Source organism: Halomonas sp. KM072 (assembly GCF_050710315.1).
Classification (GTDB): domain Bacteria; phylum Pseudomonadota; class Gammaproteobacteria; order Pseudomonadales; family Halomonadaceae; genus Vreelandella; species Vreelandella hamiltonii.
Genome location: NZ_CP136132.1, coordinates 254989 through 278547 on the forward strand (window position 1 = coordinate 254989; position 23559 = coordinate 278547).

20 protein-coding genes are annotated in these 23559 nt (G+C 60.5%); 10 read left to right on the forward strand and 10 right to left on the reverse strand.

All coding sequences use genetic code 11. From position 1 onward, the window contains the following. Window positions 1-6: 6 nt before the first annotated feature. Genes RVM26_RS01260 through RVM26_RS01270 form a run of 3 tightly spaced genes read right to left on the reverse strand, consistent with a single transcriptional unit; the run spans window position 7 to window position 5737 of the window. Window positions 7-1437, reverse strand: a complete 1431-nt coding sequence (locus RVM26_RS01260; RefSeq protein WP_498940319.1) for a sensor histidine kinase family protein — start codon at window positions 1435-1437, stop codon at window positions 7-9. Then, window positions 1434-4535 (reverse strand): efflux RND transporter permease subunit, encoded by a 3102-nt coding sequence (locus RVM26_RS01265; RefSeq protein WP_498940320.1) that lies wholly within the window; start codon window positions 4533-4535, stop codon window positions 1434-1436. The genes RVM26_RS01260 and RVM26_RS01265 overlap by 4 nt, the downstream gene beginning before the upstream one ends. Continuing rightward, window positions 4532-5737 carry an efflux RND transporter periplasmic adaptor subunit gene (locus tag RVM26_RS01270; RefSeq protein ID WP_287808694.1) on the reverse strand — a complete coding sequence of 402 codons (1206 nt, stop codon included), beginning with the start codon at window positions 5735-5737 and terminating at the stop codon, window positions 4532-4534. Before RVM26_RS01270 ends, RVM26_RS01265 begins: the two co-directional genes overlap by 4 nt. Window positions 5738-5928: 191 nt before the next feature. On the opposite strand from RVM26_RS01270, the gene RVM26_RS01275 reads away from it, so the two are divergent. After that, window positions 5929-6531: a TetR/AcrR family transcriptional regulator gene (locus RVM26_RS01275; protein WP_287808695.1), complete on the forward strand. Its 603-nt coding sequence runs from the start codon at window positions 5929-5931 to the stop codon at window positions 6529-6531. On the opposite strand, the gene RVM26_RS01280 is transcribed toward RVM26_RS01275, so the two are convergent. Further along, window positions 6528-6746 (reverse strand): hypothetical protein, encoded by a 219-nt coding sequence (locus RVM26_RS01280; protein ID WP_498940323.1) that lies wholly within the window; start codon window positions 6744-6746, stop codon window positions 6528-6530. The genes RVM26_RS01275 and RVM26_RS01280 overlap by 4 nt on opposite strands. Window positions 6747-6813: 67 nt before the next feature. Beyond that, the gene (locus RVM26_RS01285) at window positions 6814-7008 is read right to left on the reverse strand and encodes a hypothetical protein (protein WP_498940325.1); all 195 of its coding nucleotides are present in this window, start codon (window positions 7006-7008) and stop codon (window positions 6814-6816) included. A gap of 23 nt (window positions 7009-7031) precedes the next feature. Here RVM26_RS01285 and RVM26_RS01290 point away from each other — a divergent pair, with 23 nt between their 5' ends. Then, on the forward strand, window positions 7032-7916 hold the full coding sequence (locus RVM26_RS01290; protein ID WP_498940326.1) for an alpha/beta fold hydrolase: 885 nt from the start codon (window positions 7032-7034) through the stop codon (window positions 7914-7916). Window positions 7917-8024: 108 nt separating this feature from the next. Next, the gene (locus RVM26_RS01295) at window positions 8025-10217 is read left to right on the forward strand and encodes an OsmC domain/YcaO domain-containing protein (protein ID WP_498940328.1); all 2193 of its coding nucleotides are present in this window, start codon (window positions 8025-8027) and stop codon (window positions 10215-10217) included. A gap of 247 nt (window positions 10218-10464) precedes the next feature. On the opposite strand, the gene RVM26_RS01300 is transcribed toward RVM26_RS01295, so the two are convergent. The 4 genes from RVM26_RS01300 to RVM26_RS01315 all read right to left on the reverse strand — a co-directional run bounded on the left by RVM26_RS01300 (window position 10465) and on the right by RVM26_RS01315 (window position 14479). Further along, window positions 10465-11694, reverse strand: coding sequence for a nucleoside recognition domain-containing protein (locus tag RVM26_RS01300; RefSeq protein ID WP_498940330.1), 1230 nt, complete (start codon window positions 11692-11694; stop codon window positions 10465-10467). A 72-nt stretch (window positions 11695-11766) separates the two neighbouring features. Next, complete coding sequence (locus tag RVM26_RS01305) at window positions 11767-12699, reverse strand: LysO family transporter (RefSeq protein ID WP_498940332.1); 933 nt, start codon at window positions 12697-12699, stop codon at window positions 11767-11769. Further along, window positions 12700-13416: a hypothetical protein gene (locus tag RVM26_RS01310; RefSeq protein ID WP_498940334.1), complete on the reverse strand. Its 717-nt coding sequence runs from the start codon at window positions 13414-13416 to the stop codon at window positions 12700-12702. A 127-nt stretch (window positions 13417-13543) separates the two neighbouring features. After that, entirely contained in the window at window positions 13544-14479 is a 936-nt protein-coding gene (locus RVM26_RS01315; protein ID WP_039175527.1) for a 2-hydroxyacid dehydrogenase, read from the reverse strand. 296 nt (window positions 14480-14775) lie between these two features. Here RVM26_RS01315 and doeA point away from each other — a divergent pair, with 296 nt between their 5' ends. The 7 genes from doeA (at window position 14776) to RVM26_RS01350 (ending at window position 21938) form a co-directional block, all read left to right on the forward strand. Continuing rightward, window positions 14776-15975 carry an ectoine hydrolase DoeA gene (gene doeA, locus RVM26_RS01320; RefSeq protein ID WP_498940336.1) on the forward strand — a complete coding sequence of 400 codons (1200 nt, stop codon included), beginning with the start codon at window positions 14776-14778 and terminating at the stop codon, window positions 15973-15975. Between the two features lie 26 nt (window positions 15976-16001). Beyond that, a complete protein-coding gene (gene doeB, locus RVM26_RS01325; RefSeq protein WP_498940338.1) occupies window positions 16002-17033 on the forward strand; it encodes a N(2)-acetyl-L-2,4-diaminobutanoate deacetylase DoeB in 1032 nt (343 codons plus the stop codon). A gap of 8 nt (window positions 17034-17041) precedes the next feature. Beyond that, window positions 17042-17518, forward strand: a complete 477-nt coding sequence (locus RVM26_RS01330) for an Lrp/AsnC family transcriptional regulator (protein ID WP_498940340.1) — start codon at window positions 17042-17044, stop codon at window positions 17516-17518. Between the two features lie 224 nt (window positions 17519-17742). Beyond that, on the forward strand, window positions 17743-19239 hold the full coding sequence (locus tag RVM26_RS01335; RefSeq protein WP_498940342.1) for an NAD-dependent succinate-semialdehyde dehydrogenase: 1497 nt from the start codon (window positions 17743-17745) through the stop codon (window positions 19237-19239). A 187-nt stretch (window positions 19240-19426) separates the two neighbouring features. Beyond that, window positions 19427-20860, forward strand: a complete 1434-nt coding sequence (locus RVM26_RS01340; protein ID WP_498940344.1) for an aspartate aminotransferase family protein — start codon at window positions 19427-19429, stop codon at window positions 20858-20860. A gap of 208 nt (window positions 20861-21068) precedes the next feature. Next, window positions 21069-21419: a putative quinol monooxygenase gene (locus tag RVM26_RS01345; RefSeq protein WP_394425306.1), complete on the forward strand. Its 351-nt coding sequence runs from the start codon at window positions 21069-21071 to the stop codon at window positions 21417-21419. A 51-nt stretch (window positions 21420-21470) separates the two neighbouring features. After that, the gene (locus RVM26_RS01350; RefSeq protein ID WP_039175540.1) at window positions 21471-21938 is read left to right on the forward strand and encodes an S-ribosylhomocysteine lyase; all 468 of its coding nucleotides are present in this window, start codon (window positions 21471-21473) and stop codon (window positions 21936-21938) included. A gap of 78 nt (window positions 21939-22016) precedes the next feature. Here RVM26_RS01350 and RVM26_RS01355 read toward each other — a convergent pair whose 3' ends face one another. Further along, window positions 22017-23288 carry a methyl-accepting chemotaxis protein gene (locus tag RVM26_RS01355; protein WP_498940347.1) on the reverse strand — a complete coding sequence of 424 codons (1272 nt, stop codon included), beginning with the start codon at window positions 23286-23288 and terminating at the stop codon, window positions 22017-22019. Between the last annotated feature and the right edge of the window lie 271 nt (window positions 23289-23559).

Genomic DNA, 23559 nt, shown 5'->3' on the forward strand with positions numbered 1-23559 from the left:
TCGCATTCAGTAAGGGTCAGAAGAAATCAGCGGAAAGCGCAGTGTCCAGGCCAGCCCGCCCAATGTCGAGGCGCTGGCTTCCATGGTGCCTCCGTGAGCACTCACCAGGGCGCTGGCAATCGACAGGCCCAGGCCGCTACCGCCGCTGGCACGGTTACGCGACCCCTCGACCCGATACAGCCGCTCGGTGAGCCGCCCCAGCTCGCTGTCGGGGACACCGGGGGAGCTGTCCTGCCAGACGATGACGGCCTGACCGCGCTCGCAGCCGAGCGTGACGCGCAGCGCCCCAGGCGATTGCGTATAGGCACAGCTATTGTCCAGCAGATTGCTCCACAGCTGGCGCAGGCGTTGGGCATCGCCGCGAATCATGATGTCTTCTTCCAGCTGGCAGGTCAGGCTCAGGCCGCTCTGCTCAAGCCAGCGGTCGGCGTCGGTCAGGCGGCTGCCCAGGCTGTCGCTCAGGTTCAGCGGGGCCAGCTGGATGTCCAGCGCTCCCGCATCGCTTTGCGAGAGCAGCCGCAAGTCGGAGACCAGGCGCTCCAGCTGAGCCACTTCCTGGGCCAGCGAGCTCAGGTTTTCCTGATTCAGCGGGCGAATACCATCCTGCATGGCTTCGATTTCACCGCGCAGTACGGCCAGCGGGGTGCGCAGCTCATGGGCCGTGTCCGACACCCAGCGTGCCCGGGCCTCACGGCTGGCTTCCAGGGTGGCCGCCAGCACGTTGAAATCCCGGGCCAGGCGAGACAGCTCATCGCGGCCGCGTTCGGGCAAGCGGGTATGGTAGTCGCCTTCGGTGAGCCGCAGGGTGGCACCGGCCAGCGCCCGCGTGCGTCGGCCCAGCCACCAGGAGAGCCCGCCAGCCAGCAGCAGAGAGGCCAGGCCCAGCGAGACCACGATCAGGATCAGGTTGCGCTGCTGGCGCTCCAGAAAGCGGCTCTCCATGCGCTCCATCATCTCCTGGGGCGGGCGAAAGCCGAGGGCGCCAATGGCTTCACGCTGGCCATTGGGCGCCAGGTCGCTGTAGAGGGTCATCCAGTGCCAGTTGCGGGAGCCCCGTGGAGTATCGCTGGGGGGAATGATGGCGTGGCCATCGGCATCCTGCAGAGCGAAATCCTGCGCTTCCCCCAAGGGAGATGGCCGATCACGATGCTCCTGGCCCAGTTCGAAGCGTACGATGTAGGGCCAGCGGTCGGGGGCCTCTTCCAGCCACGCCCAGCTGTTCTGAGTTTCCCAACGGGTAATGAGGCCGTCGGCCAGCAGCGTGGCACGGCGCTCCTGGGCCTGGTTCAGGTAGTCGAGAAAGCCGCGATCGATACTGTAGGTGACCGCCAGAAACACACTGGCAGCAATGGCCACATTGACGCTCAGGATGGCCGCGAACAGCTTCATGCCCAGCCGCGAGGGGCGCCATTGGCGCAGGCTATGAAACGCCTTCATGGGTTGGCTCTCTCGGGTTCGGGTGGCTGTGGTGCGCTGAGGCGTTCGCGCAGATTCTCCAGGCTGAGATAGAGGCAGGGCACCATGATCAGCAGAATCAGCGTGGCGAACAGCATGCCAAAGCCCAGAGAGATGGCCATGGGAATCATGAAGCGTGCCTGTCGCGAGGTTTCCAGAATCATCGGTGCCAGCCCCAGGAAGGTCGTCAGTGTGGTCATCATGATTGGCCGCAACCGGCGTGTGGCAGCGGCCACGATGGCTTCCCGAGGCGCCATGCCTTCGCGCCGCTTGCGGTTGGCGTAGTCGATCAGCACCAGGGCATCGTTGATGACCACGCCGGACAGCGCCAGCATGCCCAGCAGGCTGATGATCGACAAGCCAAAGCCCATCAGCAGATGGCCCCCAATGGCCCCTACGATACCAAACGGAATGGCGGCCATCACCAGCAGCGGCTGCAAGTAGCTTCGGAAGGGAATCGCCAGCAGGGCATAGAGTGCCGCAATCATCAGCCACATGGCCTTGCGCAGCGTGGCCAGGTTGTCGGCGGTATCCTGCTGGCGGCCACCCATGCTGACTTCGAGGCCCGGCCAGGTATTGCTGAGGGTGGGGAAGACATCCTCCTGCAAGGTGGCGAGCACCTGATTGATGGCCTGGTCGCCCTCGGAGTCGGCGGTGACGGTGATGATGCGCCGGCCGTTGATGCGTTGCAGGCTGCTGGACGCCTGGCTGAGGGTGATGTCGGCCACCCGCGACAGCGGCACGCTGAGCCCCTCGGGGGTGCGTACGGGAAGCCGGTACAGCTCACTGAGGCTATCGCGAGAGGCTTCCGGTAAACGCACTTCGACGCTGACCTCTCGGCGGCCGATGAACTGCTCGACAGCGGTGGCGCCTTGCAGCGGACCACGCAGGGCCTGTGCCAGGTCACTGCCGGTCAGCCCCAGCGAGCGGCCTTCGGCCGACAGGCGCATTTCCAGCTGTGGCTTGCCGTCGCCCAGGCCGCTGTCGATGTCCGTCAGCCCGTACTCCGCCAGCTGTTCGGCCAATCGTGTGGCGGCTGCCTCCAGCACCTGGGTATTGGGGTGCGAAAGCCGCAGGCTCAGCGCGGCGCCGCTGCCGGGGCCGCCAAAGTCGGATTCGAAGCGGACCGATTGTGCGCCCAGCAGGTCGCCGGTCAGTTCACGCCACTCGCGGGCAATGCGTGAGGGTGGCCAGCTCTCCAGGCTTTCCGAAGCGATGTCGAGGCGTACGGAGAGGCTTTCGCCATCCAGGCTGCTACGGGTGCTGGTGAAGCTCAACCCCTCTTCACGCTTGCTCAGGGCCGTGGCGGCGTCCAGCAATTGCTGGCTCAATTCGCGGCTGACGCTGATGTGGCTACCAATCGGCAGGGTGACGCTGGCCTGAACCTGGTCGGATTCCACCCGGGGCATCAACGAGAAGCCCAATCGGCCGCTCATGGCCCATGCCAGGGTGATCGCCAGCAGCGCCACGCCCAGCGAGACGGTCAGCAGACGCTGGTTCAGTGCACCCTGCAGAAAGGGCTCGAAGCGCCGGTAGGTGAAATGGTGCAGCCCCTGCTGCATGCGTAGCCGCACGGCCTCCAGAGGGCGCTGCCAGGCTGGCGTTTGCCTCGGTTTGCTGGCGTGGGCCAGGTGTGCGGGCAGGATCAGCAGCGCTTCCACCAGCGAGATCACGAAGACCGTGATCACCACGACCGGCACCGTGGCAAAGATCAGCCCCAAAAAGCCGGGCAGGAACAGCAGGGGCAGGAAGGCCACGATGTTCGACAGGATCGCAAAGGTGAGCGGCGTGGCAATTTCCTGGGCGCCCTTGACCGCCGCATCGCGCAACGAGTAACCCTCCTCGCGATAGCTGTAGATGTTCTCGCCCACCATGATGGCGTCATCGACGACGATACCCAGCGCAATGATGAATGCGAACATCGACATCATGTTGAGCGAGACGCCTATCCAGGGCAGGAACAGCATGGCCCCCAGAAACGCCGTGGGAATGCCCAGCGTCACCCAGAACGCCAGTCGCGCTTCGAGAAACAGCGCCATCAGCACCAGCACCAGCGCCAGGCCCATCCAGGCGTTCTTGAGCAGCAGACCGAGCCGGTCTTCGTAGACCTCCGAGCTGTCCCGGGCGATGTCCAGGCTCACGCCGTCGGGCAGGTTGGCGCGCAGCCGTTCCAGCTCGCCGCGTACTGCGTTGGAAATGCTGGTCGGGGTCTGGCCGCCGATCTGGTACACATCCACCGAGATGCCCGGCTGGCCGTTGTAGAACTCCTCCCGGTCGGTTTCGGCAAAGCCTTCACTGACCTGGGCAATGTCGCGCAACAGCACCGGCGAGCCCTGGGCCGTGGTCAGAATGGGCAGCTCGGCGAACTCTTCGGCGCTATTGCGGCGCCCCTGGTAGCGGATCAGCCATTCGCCCTCGGCGGTGGTCAACTGGCCGCTGGCCAGATCCAGTGCTTCGGCGGCGATGCGGCTGGCCAACTGCTGATGGTCGAGCCCGTAGCGCTCGATGGCTTCATCGTCCAGGTGCACCTGGATTTCCCGGTCCCGGTTGCCGGAGAGCTCTGCCCGGGAGATGCCGCTGGTGGCCTGTAACTCGGCCCGCACGTTCTCGGCGGCGTCATGCAGGGCTTCCTGGCCCACCCTGCCGTACACCTGCAGGCTGACCACGCTGCGCGAGCGGCCTGCCAGGGTAATGCGGGGCGGGTCGGCGGCGGCGGGCAGGGTGGTAATGGCATTCACGGCCTGTTGGATGTCCTGGTAGGCGCGCATCACATCCACGCCGTCGATCAGCGTTGCGCTGACCACGCCGCTGCCTTCGCTGGCGCTGGCGGTCATCTCGTCGATGCCTTCCACGTTGGCGATGGCGGCTTCCATGGGCAGCAGCAGGCTTTGCTCGATATCTTCCGGGGTGGCGCCGGGGTAGCTGATGGAGACCTGGACGATTTCCGTTTCGAACTCCGGAAAGACCTCTTTCTTGATGGCCATCGAGGCCATCAGGCCACCCACGATGAACAGCACCATCATCAAGTTGGGGGCAACGCCGTGATCCACCATCCACGCCAACGGGCCTTTACGCATCATTGAGCGCTCTCCTGATCACGTGCCGGGGTGTCGCCGCGTTGGCGCAGGCGAACTTCCTGCCCCTCGCGGGGCTGCGCCAGACCTGCAACGACCACGCGCTGGCCCGCCTCCAGGCCCTCCCGGATCAGTACGTCATCCTGGCCGCGATAAGCGAGAGTGACGCGGGTACTGCGCAAGCGGTTGTCGTCGTCCACCCACCAGACCTGCTCGCCGGGGCGCAGCGCGGCAGAGGGTAGCCTGATCAGTGGCTCCTGAGCGCGTGTGTGGAAGGTGAGCCGCATGACGTCGCCCAGCCGCAGGGCGGGACCCTCATGATTCAGGGCCAATGGGTCGTTCACGGCAATCAGCAACTGGGCCTGCAGGCCGTTCTCTTCCAGGTTGGGCAGCACGGAGAGCAGCTCGCCCTCCCGTTCGGCCTGATCGGGCCAGCCCTGGCTGGTGAGCGTGACGCGACCGCCACTCTCCAGCCAGGCCAACGTATCGCCGGGCAGCGACGCGCGTACCCAGAACTGCTCGACACCCACCAGGCTGAGCACTTCGGTGCCTTGGCTCAGCAGGCTGCCAGCCCCCACCAGGCGCTCCTGAACCATGGCGCGCCAGGGCGCCGTGAGGGTGGCTCGTTCCAGGTTTAGCGCCGCCTGGTCGCGGACCACGCGCGCCTGGGTCAGCTGCGCCTGGGCCTGGCGCAGCTGGGGTTCACGCAGCACCAGCGCACGCCGTTCGGCGCTGAGCTGCCTGCCGAACGACTCGTACTCACTGCGGGCGCGCTGCTGTTCGGCCTGCTCCAGGGCCAGCTGGGCTTCGGCGTTTGCCAGTTGAGCCTGGGCATCCTCCAGTGCCAGCTGCAGGTCGGCCTGGTCGATGTAAGCCACCGGTGCTCCCTGCTCGACCACACGGCCGGGCAGTACGCCTTCGGCAAAACGTTCCAGCTGCCCGGCCACGCGGCTGGCCAGCAGCGTCGACTGTTCCGCTTCGACACGACCAAAGCCACTCAGGGTAGGCGACTGTAGGCGCTGTTCGACGGTCGTCACGTCGACCACCGGGGGCACGGGCGGCGGCGGCGGTCTGCGCTCTACTCTGGGTGGCTGGCTGATGATCCACCAGGCCACGGCAAGGCCGCCTGCCAGTACCAGCAAGGCGGCCAGGGCACCCAGGCCCAGGCGGCCTTGCTGTGAGGAGGCAAAAGAGCGAGGTGGAGTCATGGCCGGGGGGTATCCATTGGCTGAAGGCAAAAATGCCCGAGAAGTGGCAAGATCATGCTAGCATCACCGATTCCTACGCAGCGATTAGGCAAGCATTGTGCAAATAGCGTGCAACCCAAACGCTGACGCGGTTTCCGATACCTGTCATCATCGACGTGAAAAACCATAGACTTCCTGGTCTGCATGACGCTATGAAAAACACCGCCACGCGCGATAAGTTGATTGATACCGGCGCTGAGCTGATTGCCCAGCAGGGCTATAACGCCACGGGTATCAATGCCGTTCTAAAAACCTGCGGTGTACCCAAGGGTTCGTTTTACCACTATTTTGCCAGTAAAGAGGACTTTGGTCTGGCGGTGATCGAGCGGTTTGCCAGCCAATACGATGCCAATCTGGCCACCTTGATGGAAGATTCGGCCGTGCCACCTCTCGAACGCCTGCGTCGCTACTTCGCGGCAGGCCGGGCGCATATGCTCGACTGTGACCACTCCACGGGCTGCCTGATCGGCAACCTGGGGCAGGAGCTGGCGGGCCAGAACGACACCTTCCGCGATGCCCTCAGCGTGGTCTTCCAGCGCTGGGAAAAACGCCTGGTCACGTGCTTGAGCCAGGCGCAGGCAGAAGGCAGCGTGCCGGAAGGGTTGTCACCTGACACGCTGGCCAGCTTCATTCTCTCGGGGTGGGAAGGTGCCATCCTGCGCGCCAAGACGCTCAAGTCCCTGGCTCCCATGGAGCAGTTCGAAGCCATTCTGTTTTCCCACGTGCTGGCGACTGCGACACCACCGCCTCGTTAATGGCGCGCACGAAAATGGTACTCCCCTGCGGCGATATCGTTCTGAATGGCGGCCAGTAGCGCCGCATCCAGGGATGGGTCGTCCAGTGCCAGTAGCCCGCACTGGGCGAGTGCTTCGCGCAGACTGGTCTGCTCATCCAGCCGCTGATAGACCACTCTCACACAGCAGGGCATGCGCTCGCTGTTGTCCGCCACGCCCATCTTCAGCCCCGTCAATCGCGTTACCTGGCTTTGAAAGCTGGGGAACAAAATGGTTTGAGTGATCTCGTGGCCGTTCAGGGTTTCAGCGCCCGCTCAAGTAGCGGTTGAACTGTGCCCGGTTGATGGGCAAACGACGACACACGTCGGCAATAGAGGGGTAGTAGCTGCACAGCAGGCGCAAATTGGCCACAAATTCATCGTGCATGGGCGTGACTCGAGGCTCTTGGGCGGTGGCGGCTAATGTGCCGCCTTGTGTCGGCAAGTGCAATGCTTTCATCTGTTTCCATCAAGGGGCATAAGATGTTCGAAGGCTTTGAAAAACACACGCGCCATGTGAATGGCATCGATATCCACTACCGCCTGGGGGGCAGTGGCCCGGCGTTGCTGCTGCTTCACGGGCACCCGCAGACCCATATGATCTGGCACAAAGTGGCGGCCAAGCTTGCCCAGCACTTCACGGTGATTGCCGCCGACCTGCGCGGCTACGGCGACAGCGGCAAGCCGAACGATGACGCAGAGCATCTCAATTACGCCAAGCGCACCATGGCCGCCGATATGGCCGAGCTGATGAGCGCGCTGGGCTTTGAGCGGTTTAAAGTACTGGCCCACGACCGCGGCGCGCGGGTGGCGCATCGTTTAGGCGTTGATTACGCCGAGCGGGTTGAGCGCATGGTGCTTTTAGATATCGCCCCCACGCTGGCGATGTATCGCGGCACCAATGAAGCGTTTGCCCGCAGCTACTGGCACTGGTTCTTTCTGATTCGCCCTCAGCCGCTGCCGGAAATGCTGATTCAAGCCGACCCCGCTCAGTATCTACAAAGCGTGATGGGCGCCCGCAGCGCAGGTATGGCACCGTTCGCCCCGGAAGCGCTGGCGGAGTACGAGCGCTGCCTGTCGCTTCCCGGTACGGCCACGGGCATCTGTGGCGACTACCGCGCCAGCGCCACCATCGATCTGGAGCACGACCAGGCGGATATCGACGCGGGGGTGAAACTCACCTGCCCGATCAACGTGATGTGGGGTGCCGAAGGTGCGATTGAAGCCTGCTTCGATGCGCTGGGCGAGTGGCGCAAGGTAGCGACCCAGGTAGAGGGCAAGGCGCTGCCCTGCGGGCACTACATTGCGGAGGAGATTCCTGACCTGCTGCTGGAGGAGGCGCTGCCGTTCTTGCTGGATCCGCAATAAGTGATTCACGCGACTGCCCAAGACGAAGCGGGCAAAAAACTGGATAATGGCCGCCATTCGCCTGATGCGTTGGTGCTCAGGCACACTCATTACTCCGGACGCCCGCTTATGGAAATCAAAGTTAACTATCTCGACAACCTCCGCCTGGAGTCCAGGTTCGACGATTTTACGGTCATCTCCGACCAGCCGATTCGCTACAAGGGCGACGGCTCGGCCCCTGGCCCGTTCGACTACTTCCTGGCGTCGTCGGCCATGTGTGCCGCCTACTTCGTCAAGGTGTACTGCAACGCGCGCAATATTCCCACCGAGAACATTCGCCTGTCGCAAAACAACATCGTCGACCCGGAAAACCGCTACAAGCAGATCTTCAAGATTCAGGTAGAGCTGCCGGAAGATATCTCGGAAAAGGATCGTGAAGGCATCCTGCGCTCCATCGACCGCTGCACGGTGAAGAAGGTTGTTCAGACCGGCCCCGAGTTCCAGATTGAAGTGGTCGAGAACATCGACGAGGACGCTCAGGCGCTGCTGATGGGCGCGCCGGAAGGGAGCAGCACCTACATCGAAGGCAAAGATCTGCCGCTGGAGCAGACCATTGCCAACATGAGCGGCATTTTGGCCGACCTTGGCATGAAGATCGAGATTGCCTCCTGGCGCAATATCGTGCCCCACGTGTGGTCGCTGCATATCCGCGATGCGGCCTCGCCCATGTGCTTTACCAACGGCAAAGGCGCGACCAAAGAGAGCGCGCTGTGCTCGGCGCTGGGCGAGTTTATCGAGCGCCTGAGCTGCAACTTCTTCTACAACGATCAGTTCTTGGGTGAAGAGATCGCGAACAGCGAATTCGTGCACTACCCCAATGAGAAGTGGTTCAAGCCGGGCCCGAATGACGAGCTGCCCGCCGAAATTCTCGACGAGCACTGCCTGGCGATTTACAACCCTGAAGGCGAGCTGGGTGGCTCCAACCTGATCGATACCAACTCGGGTCGTGAAGACCGGGGCATCGTTTCGCTGCCCTTTGTGCGCCAAAGCGATGGCGAAACGGTCTACTTCCCCTCCAACCTGATCGAAAACCTGTTCCTCAGCAACGGCATGAGCGCGGGCAACACCCTGGTGGAAGCCCAGGTGCAGTGCCTCTCAGAAATTTTCGAGCGGGCGGTGAAGCGGGAGATCCTCGAACAGGAGCTGACGCTGCCCGACGTGCCGCAAGAAGTGCTGGCCAAGTACCCGAGCATTGTCGAGGGCATCAATGCCTTGGAAGCCCAAGGCTTCCCGGTGCTGGTGAAGGATGCCTCCATGGGCGGGCAATTCCCGGTCATGTGCGTGACGCTGATGAACCCGCGTACCGGCGGGGTATTCGCTTCCTTTGGTGCCCACCCAAGTTTTGAAGTAGCGCTGGAGCGCAGCCTGACCGAACTGCTGCAGGGGCGCAGTTTCGAAGGCCTGAACGACCTGCCGCTGCCAACTTTCAACTCGCAGACTGTCTCTGAGCCGAACAACTTCGTCGAGCACTTCATCGACTCGGTAGGCGTAGTCTCCTGGCGCTTCTTCAGTGCCAAGCCCGACTTCGAGTTCAGCGAGTGGGACTTCTCTGGCAGCAACGAGGAAGAAGCCGAGACCTTGTTCGGTATTTTCGAAGAGCTGGGCGCGGAAGTGTACATGGCAGTGCGCGAAGACCTGGGCGCGCCGGTATGCCGCATTCTGGTACCTGGCTACTCCGAGGTGTACCCCATCGAAGACTTGATTTGGGACAACACCAACAAGGCGCTGGACTACCGCGAAGATATTCTCAATCTGCATCGCCTGGATGACGAGCAGCTCACCGATCTCGTCGAGCGCTTGGAAGAGAGCCAGATGGACGACCACGCCGATATCATCACGCTAATTGGTATCGAGTTCGACGAGAACACCGTGTGGGGCCAGCTAACCATTCTGGAGCTGAAACTGCTGGTTTACCTGGCACTTGGCCGCCATGAAGAGGCGCTGGACTGCGTGCAGATGTTCCTCCAGTACAACGACAACACCGTTGAGCGCGGCCTGTTCTATCAGGCGGTCAACGCGGTGCTGGAAATTGCCCTGGACGACGAATTGGAGCTGGACGACTACCTGCCCAACTTCAAGCGCATGTTCGGCGAAGCGACTATGGAGGCGGTCGTGGGTTCAGTAGACGGCACTGTACGCTTCCACGGCCTCACGCCCACCAACATGCAACTAGAAGGCTTGGATCGTCACCAGCGCCTGATCGAAAGCTACAAGAAGCTTCACGCAGCGCGAGCGGCTAAAGCGGGTATTGCGCGCATGTAACCAGTAGAGGCGATTGGGGTTGACGAGGCATTAAGTACTCCGTAAGCTAAAAATTATCCACGCCTTAGGCAGTAAGCTTTCCCACATATCTCGGGATAAGCCGACCCCTAGGGCGTTTTTTGTTTGAAGCAGGAAAAGGCCCGCACCGTTTTTATGTGGTGCACTCTGGCGCAGTGAGTGCAACCAACTGCACCGCTGCGCCAAATTTAATTACATGCCTGGCTTGGTACAACACTCTTCGCGCAATTCAGCCAAAGAACCAGTAGCACACCAGAATGGCGGTGGTGATGCCTGCTACATCGGCGACCAGGGCGCATCCCAGCCCATGACGAATGCGGCTAATGCCCACGGCGCCAAAGTAGACCGCCAACACATAAAAGGTGGTTTCGGTGCTGCCCTGGAACGTGGCGGCCAGTAGCCCTGGGAAGCTATCGACACCAAAGGTGTTCATGGTCTCGATCATCATGGCGCGGGAGCCGCTGCCGGAGAGCGGTTTCACAAAGGCGGTGGGTAGCGCATCCACAAAGCGGGTATCCCAGCCGATGCCCTCTACCAGCCAGCGAATGCCGCCAAGCCCGGCATCCAGCACGCCGCTGGCGCGCAGCACCCCGACGGCCACCAGCATGGCCACCAGGTAGGGCAGCAGGGTGATGGTAAAGCTCAGGCCTTCTTTGGCACCCTCGATAAAGGCGTCATACACCTTCACGCCGCGCAGTGCCCCCACGACCAGGAACATGATCACAATGCTGAACAGCGTGAGGTTGCCAACCAGCGTGGAAGCCGCGGCCAGCGCTTGAGCCGACATCCCCGCCAGTGTGGTGATCAAAAGCCCCAGGGCCAGCGCAGCGGCCAGCAAGTACCCCAGCACCACCGGTTGCCAAAGCTTCAGACGCTGCATGATGGCCACCGCCAGCAGCCCGGCGAGGCTGGATGCACTGGTCGCCAGCAGAATCGGCAGGAACACCAGCGTCGGCTCTGCCGCCCCTTGCTGGGCGCGGTACATGAAGATCGTGACGGGCAGCAGGGTCAGCGATGAGGTATTCAGTACCAGAAACAGGATTTGCGCATTGCTGGCGGTATCGCGGCTGGGGTTAAGGGTTTGCAGCGAGTGCATCGCTTTGATGCCAATGGGCGTGGCGGCGTTATCCAGCCCTAGAATATTGGCGGCAAAGTTCATGCTGATCAGCCCCATGGCCGGGTGGCCGCGGGGCACTTCGGGCATCAAGCGGCTAAAAAGCGGGTCGAGTACCCGCCCCAGTAGTCGTATCAACCCTGCCTTTTCGGCAATGGAAAGAAACCCCAGCCACAGCGTCATGGTGCCCAGCAGCACCAGAATGATATCGACGCTGACCCTTGCCATATCGAACAGCGACTGCACCAGGCGGGCAAACACTTCGCTATCGCCACCCACCAGCCATTGCCAGAGAGATGCCGCAAAGGCGGCAATAAAGAAGCTTAACCAGATTCCGTTGAGCATGGTGGGTGGGCGTCCTTGATGATCGAAGCAATACGCTAGCTGCGTATCCTACCCAAGGAGCGCCCGCTCACGCTAACCCGACAGCGAAAGAAAGAACAGAATCAGCGGCGGGGAGAGTAACGAGAGGATAAAGCCGCTGACCACGGCAATGGGCACGCAGGCCACGCCGCCATGCTGCTGAATCACGGGCAGGGTGAAGTCCATGGAGGTGGCCCCGCCATAGCCAATCGCCAGCGCGGTGTGGCGATGGATGACCAGCGGAATCAGTATGAATGCCAGCAGCTCGCGGGTCAGGTCGTTGAAGAACGCCACGCCGCCCATCAGCGGGCCGAGCTGGTCGCCAATCAGGATGGCGGAAAGCGAGTACCAGCCGAAGCCTGAGGCCATGGCCAGGCCTTCGTTCCAACTCAGCGAGAGCAAGGGGGCGGCGGCCAAGCCTGCCAACAGCGAGCTGAGCGCCAGGGTGACCGCAATGGCGAGCCCCAGACGGTTGAGCAGAATCTGCTTGAGCGGCATGCCCGAATTGCGCAGCTGGCAGCCAATCAACACCAGCAGCACGTAGAGCACCCACTCTGCCAGCCAGTCCGCCGTGGTATACAACGTTTCCCCCAGCACAGGGCCGAGCAGCAGCCCCAGCGCCACGCCACCCGCTACCACGGCAACGAGCATCAGCGAGCCGCCCATGGCCGCCAGTTTGCTGGTGGGGGCGTCCTTGACCACGGGAGAGTTCCCCGCGCTCAGGCGTACGCGCCTGGAAAGCCACCAGAGGGCGGCAAGATTGAAGAGGGTGGTGATACTGAACAGCAGCAGGGCGTTGCCCCCGAGGCGAGACAGCTGGCTACCCAGGTTTTCAAGCCCCGCCAGGCTCACTCCCATGAACAGCAGTATCAAGTATACCGAGCCGCTGACGGCTCGGTTGATGAGGTTCAGCCACCACGTGGAACGAACGCGAACCAGATAGCCCAGAAACAGCGGCAACAGTACGATCAATAAGCCAGAGAGCATCTAGAGTTCTTTACCCTCGGCAGGCGTGAAGCGTGTCATGGTGATGGCGGTCTGGCGACTGCCTTCCTTCTGGTACTCCGCAGAGAGGATCAGCCCGGGCCAGTCAGGGTGGAAATTGATCACCAGGTGACGGTCGGGTTTCTCGGCATCTACCAAGGTGACCTGCTTGGCGTCGAACTCCCCAGCGGGGACGCTGACGCTGGCTGGGGGATTCAGGTAGTACTGGAAGTGCTCGTCTCGACCTCGGTGGTCCACGAACGAGATATCGCAAGGCGCTTCTTGGGTGCAGTCTTCATGGCCGACCCGCCGTGACAGGTCGAACAAAGCCGTCTGGCGGTCCAGCGAGTGGATATCGGCTTCGTTCAACTGGTAGCTATCGCCCACGCCGAATAGCGAGTAGCTGCTGTGGTAGAGCAGCGAGCGTGTGGTGTCATCGTCCACCGCAAAGCGGCTACGCTCTTGTCCGCGCGCCACGGCCACAGAGAAGCTCATGTCGCTGAGCCAGTGCAGGCCTTCGTTGGATAGGGTGTGGGTGATGGTCGCGCCGGGCCAACCACGAATCTCCAGCCGATACTGAGCTTCGAACGGTTGGGGCGCTGCCCACGGGGAGTCTTCGATGGGTTGCTCTGCGAGGGCGGCTGTCATGCCAGACACGCTCAGGGCACCCACAGTGATGCTCAGCCAGCGGCGAGCCGCAGTTACGTTGACGTGACGCAAAGGCCATTCCTCCATTGAATATATGATTCTCAGAACCCTTGTGTCAGCCCTTGGTTCCACAGCGTCGCTGGCCCGTTCTCAGCAAACGATCACGCTTGGCAAAGTATAACGTGCCAAGCCAGGGGCGTCAGTAGCCCGCATCGGGGTTGACGGTGGCGAGAGGCTCACCGGCATCGAAGGCATGCAGGTAGGAGATGACCTGGTCGATGGCATCGTTCAGCGGAGTCGGGGCCGCCATATGCGGCGTCACGATCACCTTGGGGTGTTGCCACAGCGGGTGATTGGCAGGCAGCGGCTCTTCGTGGAAGACGTCCAGCAGCGCACCGCGCAGGTGGCCTGGCTGCTGTTCCGTGCCAAGGGCTTTCAACAGAGCTTGTTCGTCGATCAGACTCCCGCGCCCCGGATTGATAACACTTGCCCCTGGCGGAAGTTGCGCCAGCCGGGCGGCGTTCAGGATATGCCGAGTGGCCGGGGTATCGGGCAGGATGGTCACGACGCTTTGCACCTTGCTTAACAGCTGGTCCAGGCCCTCGTCACCGTGCAGGCAGCGTACCCCGCTGATCTGTTTGGCAGAGCGGCTCCACCCCAAGACCGGAAACCCTGCCTGCTGTAGCGCACTGGCCACGTAGCCACCAATGGCCCCGAGCCCCAGCACGCCTACCGGCCAGTCGGCCTTGTCGGCGACTGGCTGCGGCGTCCACTGGGCGTGGGCCTGCTGCTCGCGGTAGCGGTCCATGCTGCGGTAGAAGTGCAGCACGCCGTATAGTACGTAGTCGGCCATCAGTTCGCTCATGCCCGCGTCGCGCAGTTTGACGATGGGCACGCCTTCAGGAAGGCCCGGCGTATTGAGCAAATGGTCGACGCCAGCCCCGAGATTGATGATGCCTTTCAGGTGCGTTTGCTCCTGCAGCAAATGGGCCGGTGCCTTCCAGACGGCCAGGTAATCGGCATTGAGCCGCTCGCTGGCCGGGGCGTCGCTGGTCAATACCGTGGCCTGGGGCAATGCGTCGGCAATAGCGGCCTGCCACTGCGCGGCATTGTCGATATGGACGACAATTTTCATGAAGGCTCCTTAGCTGCGGCTTTTGGGGAAGCTCTATCATGAGCGAGAGAACCCGAAGACCGCAACCCATGCCAAGCGCGTCGCTTCACGGCCAACGCCTCGTTAGAAGCGATGTTAACGGTCTATGCAATTTTTGACATAAAGGCTTTGACCGGCAGCCAAGGAGGGGTGCTAGTATCGCCTTAAGACGACATTGGCGGGCCAGCAGCGGCGGTGACCAGGTCGATCCTGTGGCCCAGTGGCGCGTTTCACCGCAGGCGCTGGTTCTAAGTGATCTTTTATTGGCGAGTTGCCCGATGACAGAGGTTTCCCTGCCTTTCACCCGTGAAGAGTACGCCAGCCGTTTATGGAAAGTGCGTGCTGAAATGGCCGGTCGCGGCATCGATGTGTTGATCGTCAGCGACCCCTCCAACATGGCGTGGCTGACCGGCTACGACGGCTGGTCATTTTACGTGCACCAGTGCGTGCTGGTGGGGCTGGAAGGCGAACCCGTATGGTTTGGTCGCCGTATGGATGCCAATGGCGCGCTGCGCACCTGCTGGATTCACCCTGATAATATCACCTATTATCCGGATTATTACGTCCAGAACCCTGACATGCACCCGATGGAGTATCTGGCGCAGTCGATTATGCCGGACCGTGGCTGGCATATCGGTGTGGTGGGCATGGAGATGGATAACTACTACTTCTCCGCTAAAGCGTATCAAAGCCTGCTGAAAGAGTTGCCCCATGCGCGCTTTATGGATGCCAACTCGCTGGTGAACTGGTGCCGGGCGATCAAGTCTCCCCAGGAAATTGCCTATATGCGGGTCGCCGCCAAGATCGTCGAAGGCATGCACTCGCGCATTCTGGAAGTGATCGAGCCGGGGCTGCCCAAGAGCAAGCTGGTGTCTGAAATCTATCGCGTGGGCATCGAAGGGTTCATCGACGAAAATGGCAAGGTGTTTGGCGGTGATTACCCGGCCATCGTGCCCATGCTGCCTACGGGTAAGGATGCGGCGGCACCCCACCTGACCTGGGACGATACGCCGTTCCGCAATGGTGAAGGCACCTTCTTCGAAATTGCCGGGGTGTTCAAGCGCTACCATGCGCCCATGTCGCGCACTGTGTTCCTCGGCACGCCGCCCACCGACTTCATCCGCGCCGAATCGGCCTTGCTGGAAGGCATCGAAAACGGTTTGGCCGTTGCCAAGCCCGGCAATCGCACGGCCGATATCGCCATGGCGCTGGGCGCAGCCATGGACAAGTACGGTTTTGACCGCGGTGGCGCGCGCTGTGGTTACCCCATCGGTATCTCTTACCCACCCGACTGGGGCGAGCGCACCATGAGTTTGCGCCCCTCGGATGAAACCATCCTGCAGCCCGGCATGACCTTCCACTTCATGCCCGGCCTATGGGTTGATGACTGGGGCCTGGAGATTACCGAAAGTATCCTAATAACCGAAGACGGCTGTGAAACCCTGGCGAATTTCCCCCGCCAGCTGTTCGTCAAATAGCCGCGTGATAACACAAGGGAAACACAATGACGCTTCACCCGAACCAACTGCGGCCAAGCCCCATTTCCGCCACCGTTGATTTCGACGCCGATGGCGTGCAGCACGGCTTTTTAAAACTGCCGATTTCCACCGATGAGTCGGCTTGGGGCGCGGTGATGATCCCCATCACGGTAGTAAAAAATGGCGAAGGCCCCACGGCACTGCTCACCGGCGGCAACCATGGCGATGAGTACGAGGGCATCACTTCGCTGTTGAAGCTCTCCTCAACGCTGAAAGCGGAAGACGTGACCGGACGCGTGATCATCGTGCCCTGCATGAATACCCCAGCGGTGATGGCGGGCAAACGCACCTCACCCATGGATAAAGGCAACCTGAACCGCAGCTTTCCTGGCGACCCTAACGGCACGGTGACCTCACAAATTGCCGACTACTTCACCCGGGTGCTGGTGCCCATGAGTGATGTGGTGCTCGACCTGCACTCTGGCGGCCGCACGCTGGATATTCTGCCGTTTGGCGCTTCCCACGTGCTGGATGACAAAGCTCAACAGCAGGCCGCCCTGGAAGGGGCTAAAGCGTTTGGTGCGCCTTACGCCATGGTGATGTTTGAGCTGGATGCCGAAAAACTCTTCGACACCGCCTGCGAGCGCCAAGGCAAGGTGTTTGTGGCGACCGAACTGGGCGGCGGCGGCACCTCTACGCCGCAAAGCATCGCCATTGCCGAGCGCGGCGTGCGCAACTTCCTGATTCATTACGGTTTGGTAGAAGGCAACGTGGAGATGCCCGAAGGCGGGCAAATGTACCTGGATATGCCGGACGCCAGCTGCTACGTGCAGAGCCAGCACGCCGGTGTGCTGGAGCTGCTGGTGGCACTGGGCGACGAAGTGAAGAAGGGCCAGACCATTGCCTATGTTTATGACATGACCCGCAGCGGGTCGGCGCCAGTGGCGTACCAGGCCGAGCGTGACGGCATTCTGATGGCGCGCCGGGCCCCTTCGCTGATCAATATGGGGGACACCCTGGCGGTGATCGCCGATGTTGTCGAACGCCTGGAGGCGTAGCCCCCGGCATGATGAAACTGGATCGCTATGATTTAAAAATCCTCGATATCCTCTCCCGGGATGGACGGATCACCAAGTCTAAGCTGGCCGAGGCGATCAATCTCTCGGTCAGCCCCTGCTGGGAACGGGTGAAGCGCCTGGAAAAGGCCGGAGTGATCGAGGGCTACACCGCGCGCATCAATGCTGAGGTATTGGTGCCGCGCAACCCCGTATGGGTGCAGATCGAGCTCAAGCAGCACAACGCCGAAAGCTTTGCCCGTTTTGAAGCGCTCGTGATGGCTACCCCCGAGGTCACCGAATGTGTGGCCGTGGGCGGTGGCGTTGATTATCTGGTGAAGTTCGAGGCCCGCACCATCGACAGCTACCAGCGGCTGATGGACAAGTGGCTGGTATCCGAGGTGGGCATTGAGCGCTACTTTACGTATATCGTGACGAAGACCGTCAAGCATCAGCCGATTGGCATCGACCTCAGCGCTGCGCTTTAGCCGCTTTGCCTTGCGGCCAAAAAAAACCATCATAAAACGTCTTGCCACAAAAAAAGTGCCGGAAAACACCGGCGCTTTCAAAAACACTTCGTGGCGATTCTCCCTTACGCTAGGCACATCGATTTAGCGCGGCCCTTGAGCCGCGATGGATGATCCTTTTGATGTGCACGGTGTGTCGCCTCTAGCGGGCCTCATCGTATTGGCTGCAACCTGGGGAGGTGCCCATGACCACACTATCGACCACGCTTGCTAAACGTCTGGAAGACCCGCGCCTGTTCCGGCAGTACGCCTACGTGAACGGCAAGTGGACCCATGGCGAAGGTGGCCGTGAAGAGGCCGTGTACGACCCGGCAACCAACGAAGCCATTGGCCATATTCCGCTGCTGGAAGCAGAGCAGATTACCGCTGCTGTGGATGCCGCCGAAGCGGCGTTTGTCCACTGGCGGGCACTGCGCGCCGACGAGCGTTGCGAACGCCTGCTGGCCTGGTACGACCTCATTCAAGCCAACCGCGAAGACCTAGCGACCATCATGACCCTGGAGCAGGGCAAACCGTTGCCCGATGCCCGTGGTGAAGTAGAGTATGGCGCAAGCTTCGTGCGTTGGTTCGCGGAAGAGGGCAAGCGCACCTACGGCGAGACCATCCCGAGCCACATTCCCAATGCATCGCTCGGCACCATTAAAGAGCCGGTGGGCATTGCCGCGATGATTACACCGTGGAACTTCCCGCTGGCGATGATCACCCGCAAAGCCGCTGCCGCGCTGGCCGCAGGCTGCCCGGTGATTGTGAAGCCTGCCAACGAAACGCCGTTCTCGGCGCTGGCGCTGGCAGAACTTGCCGAGCGAGCGGGCATCCCAGAAGGCATCTTCAACGTGGTATTGGGCGAGCCTGCGGAAGTCTCCAAGATTTTGTGCAGCGAACCGCGTATTCGTGCGCTCTCGTTCACCGGCTCCACCCGCGTTGGCCGCCTGCTCATCGAGCAAAGCGCTAGCACCGTGAAGCGTCTTTCACTGGAGCTGGGTGGCAACGCGCCGTTTATCGTCGGGCCAGATATGGACCCGAAAGAGGCCGCCTATGCTGTGGTAGCGGCCAAGTTCCAAACCGCTGGGCAAGACTGCCTAGCTGCTAACCGGATTCTGGTACACGAATCGATTCACGATGAGTTCGTGGCCCAGTTCACCGAGCGTATGGCGGCCCTCACCGTGGGCAATGGCCTGCACGGAGAAGTTGATCTTGGCCCGCTCATTCACCGCCAAGCGGTCGAAAAAGCAGCCGCGATTGTGGACGACGCGATCTCCCAAGGCGCTACGATGGTGGCGGGCGACCAAAGCCAAGCGCCGGGCGACAACTTCTTCATGCCGGTGCTGCTGACCGGTGTGACACCGCAAATGAAAGTATGGCGGGAAGAGAACTTTGCCCCCGTGGCTGGCATTACCGCTTATAGTAGCGACGACGAAGTGATCGAGATGGCCAACGACACCGAATACGGCCTGGCCGCGTACATCTACACCCACGATATTCGTCGTATTTGGAAGCTGATGCGCGCACTGGAGTACGGCATGGTGAGCGTCAACTCCGTGAAGATGACCGGCCCGCCCGTGCCCTTCGGCGGCGTCAAACAGTCCGGCCTTGGCCGTGAAGGTGGCGCTACAGGTATCGATGAGTACCTGGAAACGAAATACTACTGCCTGGGCGCGCTGGGTTCGGTATCGGGCAGCTAGGTTTAGGAACCACAGCATCGCGCGCTGAAGCGCCCTCCCACAACACCCGCTGAGGTGCTTGAATAGGCCCTGTGGGAGGCCGGCTCCGCCGGGCGGAGGCACCGCTAGGTGCCCAACATTACGTCAGTCACCAAAGATAAAACACCCTCCCCAACAGTGGGGAGGTTTATTGTAAAGAGAGAACGTTATGAGCTTGCATCAGGATCTGATCGAACGCGACCGTAAAGTCACCTTCCACGCCTCTACCCACCTGCGTGACTTCGCCCACGGCGACGCACCGGGCCGTGTTATTACCGGTGGTAAAGGCATTAATATCGTTGATAAAGATGGCCGTGAGTTCATCGACGGTTTTGCGGGTCTTTACTGTGTGAACATCGGCTATGGTCGCACTGAAGTGGCTGAAGCTATCTACAAGCAGGCGCTGGAACTCTCCTACTATCACACTTATGTAGGCCACTCCAACGAGCCGCAAATCGAGCTTTCCGAGCGCGTGCTGAAAATCGCAGGCCTCAACATGTCCAAGGTCTACTACGGCATGTCGGGTTCTGATGCCAACGAAACCCAGCTCAAAATCGTGCGTTACTACAACAACGTACTGGGCCGCCCGCAGAAGAAAAAGGTCATCTCGCGTATGCGCGGTTACCACGGCTCCGGCATCGCGTCTGGCTCGCTGACCGGCCTGAAAGCGTTCCACGACCACTTTGACCTGCCCATCGATACCATCCGCCATACCGAAGCGCCGCACTACTACCTGCGCGCCGCCGAGCAGCACGGCATGACCGAGCTCGAATTTTCTGCCTACTGCGCGGACAAGTTGGAAGCCATGATTCTGGAGGAAGGGCCGGACACCGTGGCTGCCTTCATCGGCGAGCCGGTGCTCGGTACTGGCGGTATCGTGCCCCCGCCGGAAGGCTATTGGGAAGCGATTCAGCCGATACTGGACAAGTACGACGTGCTGCTGATTGCCGACGAAGTGGTGTGTGGATTTGGCCGTACCGGCTCCGACTTCGGCAGCCACCACTACAACATGAAACCTGACCTGATCACCATCGCCAAAGGCCTGACCAGCGCCTATCAGCCTCTTTCAGGTGTGATCGTTGGCGACAAGGTGTGGAAAGTGCTGGAGCAAGGCACCGGCGAATTCGGCCCCATCGGCCACGGCTGGACCTACTCCGGCCACGCCCTGGGCTGTGCTGCTGGCCTGGCCAACCTGGATATCATCGAGCGTGAAAACCTGGTGGGCAACGCGGCAGAAACCGGCGCTTACTTCCAGCAGCAGCTGAAAGCGACCTTCGAGGGTCACCCGCTGCTGGGCGACGTGCGCGGCGTTGGCCTGATGGCGGCGCTGGAGTTTTCACCGGATGCCAAACAGCGCCTGCACTTCGACCCCGTGCTGAAAGTCGGCCCGCGCGTCGCGGCGGCGGCCATGGAGGAGAACCTGATTGCCCGCGCCATGCCCCAGGGCGACATCCTCGGCTTTGCGCCGCCGCTGACCATCAACCGTGGAGAAGTGGACGAGATGATTGGCCGTGCCAAGCGTGCCATCGACCGAGTCACTGATGAACTGGTGCGCTCTGGCGATCTGAAAACCGGCCAGCAGGAAGCAGCCTTTACCGTATAAGTTCAGGCCTTCATTGCTTAAACACCGCTGCCTATGGCAGCGGCGTTTTGGTTTGAATAGCCGCGTTGGGCCAAAACTGGCTCAGGACGACAGGGCGATAAACTCGCTAAGCTGTAGCAGTGCGCCAGGAGATGGATTGAACCAGGACTGTCGTTAGCGCATGAGCACACGCATAATGGTCGTTGTTCCATCATCAGGATGCTTGATCATGTCGAAGAAAATCTACTGTACCGCCAGCTTCAAACCCAAGCCCGGCAAAGAAGAAGCGGTCTTCAAGGCATTGCAAAGTCTCGAGCCCAACGCCCATCGTGAAGATGCTTGCCTGCTGTACACGGTGACTCGCCAGATCGACAATCCGTTTGCCCAAGGCACCAGCTACCCCATCGTGTTCCATGAAATCTGGGCTAGCCGTGAAGAGTTCGAAGCGCATTGCCAGCGTAAAGAGATCCAGGAATTTTTCGCTCGGCACGTCGAGTCGCCGGATGGCGACATCGAAGACGCCAACGTATGTGTCTACACCGATGAGCCGTGGAATTTCGACGCCCCCAAGGTGTCATGAGTGCACAACGTGTAGAATAGCCCCGCGAACGAGAGCGACTACGGAGTCAACATGACCGAAAAAAAGATGAACGTCGAAAGCTTTAACCTGGATCACACCAAGGTAAAGGCACCCTACGTGCGTCTGGCCGATATCAAGGAAGGCCAGCACGGAGACCGTATCCACAAATACGACCTGCGTATCTGCCAACCCAACAAGGAGCACATGGAGATGCCAGCGCTGCACTCCCTGGAGCACCTGATGGCGGAATTGTCGCGCAATCATACCGATAAAGTCGTCGATATCAGCCCGATGGGCTGCCAGACCGGCTTCTACATCGCGTTGATCAACCACGACGATTACGACGACGTACTGTCGATCATCGAGCAGACGCTCAACGATGTCTTGACCGCTACCGAAGTGCCTGCCTGCAACGAAATGCAGTGCGGCTGGGCCGCCAGCCACAGCCTGGAAGGTGCCCAGGAACTGGCCCGTAACCTGCTGGCCAAGCGCGGTGAGTGGACTGAGGTGTTTGCTTAATCGGTCGCTGTTTCGAACGCCCCATTGACGGGGCGTTCGGCAATATAGGTGCACGTCCCTGTGCATGAAATCTTCTGCTCAAATATGCGTGTCAGCAGCCAGTTGCTCGATGGAGTGGGCGACATGGCGGGCGTCTTGCAGAATCTTGTTCACGATGGCATCGATTTCGCTGACGCTGGATTGGCTGGCTTTGCCTTGTTGAATCACCTGTTGCATGGCTTGCGTCGTGCGCTCTACCAAATGGCTGTTCTCTTTCAAGACACGGGTGATCTGCTCGACGGCTTCTGAGGCTCCCTTGGCTAGCTGACGCACTTCATTGGCTACGACGGCAAACCCGCGACCTTGCTCCCCAGCTCTGGCGGCCTCTACGGCAGCGTTCAATGAGAGCAGGTTGGTTTGGCTGGCAATACTGGCAATCGATTCCGTGATCTTGTTGATGCTCTGTGATTGCTTGTGCAGAGCATCGATCAACTCTTGTGCCTGTGCCAATGTCTGGGCTGCCTGCTCAGAGCCTTTGACCATCTCATCCAGATGGTCCAGGCTGTCCTTCGCGGTGCGCTCTATTTGCGAAGTGCTGCTTTGAGCGGAACTGATGGTACCCGACGTGGCATTGACCTTCTCGACCAAGGGGGTGATGTCGCTGGCAAACTTGACGACTTCCACGACATTGCCATCGCTATCCCTGACGGGGTTGTACGTGGCTTCCAACCAAATGCTTTTGCCCTGCGCCGTTTTGCGCTCGAACCGACCCTTGGTGAAATGACCTTGTGCCAAACGTGCCCAGAAGTCTGGATGCTCACGATAAAAGTTGTCGTGGCAAAACATCCGGTGGTGTTGCCCCACATATTGATTGGCACGGTAGCCAATAGCCGCTTCGAAGTTTTCATTGGCCTCGAGTATTTCTCCCTGAGGAGTAAACTCGATGACGGCCATCGAGGCATTCAAGGCTTTCAATACGGCTTCCTGGCGCTGAGCCTTTTGATGTCTTGCGGTGACATCGTTGGCAATCTTGAGCACGCTCTTTACCGTGCCGCGATAGTTGGTGATCGGCACGTACATGGCTTCCAGCCACACTTCTTCACCGCTGTCTTTGAAACGCCGGAATCGCCCGGTGAAACTCTCCCCTGATGCCAGCGAACGCCAGAACTGCTGGTACGCTGGCTGTTGAGCGTCTGTAGGGTCACAAAAGATGCGATGGTGCTGCCCTTTGATCGCGCTCAACTGGCAATCCATGAGCTTGAGAAAAGCAGGGCTTGCATGTTTGATCATCCCCTCTGGCGTGAACAGAATGCAGGCGGTATGGCCGAGTAACGCATGATAGAGCGGTGCATTGAAAAAATGGGTATCCATATTTTCCTTCTCTATAGACTGTTAGCTTGCTTAAGAGAGGGCAAGGGGAGGCTCCTAAGCTAACCATGGCACAGCAACTGCTTTTGAGCTAATTTATATTAGCCGCATGCTGTCCTGTCATTCACTCATTGGTATGAGGTTATGTTTGACAATATAGCAGGACTTGTCTCATATTCGTTCAATTATAAATGTTAAAAAAAGTGAATTGTTTTTCTATAAGTGGCTGATAAATAAAGATGGTGACGCTTTTCTTGAGGTCTTTTCAAAATCC